Genomic DNA, 711 nt, shown 5'->3' with positions numbered 1-711 from the left:
GGAGAAAGAGCCGCGGCGGATTGCCTTGTCGGTGATCAACGCAAAGAAGCGTTCCACTTGGTTAAGCCAGGAACTGTAGGTGGGAATGAAGTGCATGTGCCAACGGGGCCTGATCGCGAGCCAAGCCCTGATCTTCGGGTGGTTGTGGGTCGCGTAATTGTGGATGATGCAGTGGATATCCAGCCCCATGGGAACCGCTTTATCGATCTCGCGCAGGAACGATAGGAATTCCTGATGCCGATGACGCGGCTTGCACCTGGCGAGCACCGTCCCATCAATCACATTCAGCGCTGCGAACAACGTGGTGGTCCCGTGGCGCTTGTAGTCGTGAGTAATCCCTTCGACGTAACCGAAGCCCATGGGCAGCATTGGTTGCGTGCGCTCCAAAGCTTGGCATTGACTCTTCTCATCGACACAGATCACCAAAGCATTGTCGGGCGGGCTCAGATACAGCCCGACGACGTCGCGCAGCTTCTCGATGAAGAAAGGATCGTTGGACAGCTTGAAGCCTTCAGAGCGATGCGGTTGCAAGCCGAACGTTCGAAAATAACGCTGTACGCTGGTCTTGGAGATGCCAGTTTCGGCAGCCACGGAGCGAACGCTCCAATGTGTGGAACCATCCGATGGCTTAGTGTGCAGCGTCGTTCTAATCAGCTGCGCCACGCGTTCGTCATCGATCGTTCTCGGCGCGCCTGGGCGAACATCGTCGTA

General features: G+C 56.7%; 1 protein-coding gene. It reads right to left on the bottom strand.

Going from position 1 to position 711, the window contains the following annotated elements; genetic code table 11:
* Window positions 1–711 (bottom strand): IS630 family transposase (locus CWO89_RS44905; protein ID WP_130584466.1); only part of this gene is annotated, 711 nt, incomplete at both ends.

The organism is Bradyrhizobium sp. Leo170, from assembly GCF_004296405.1.
Taxonomy (GTDB): domain Bacteria; phylum Pseudomonadota; class Alphaproteobacteria; order Rhizobiales; family Xanthobacteraceae; genus Bradyrhizobium.
This window is presented reverse-complemented; position numbering and strand designations above follow the sequence as displayed.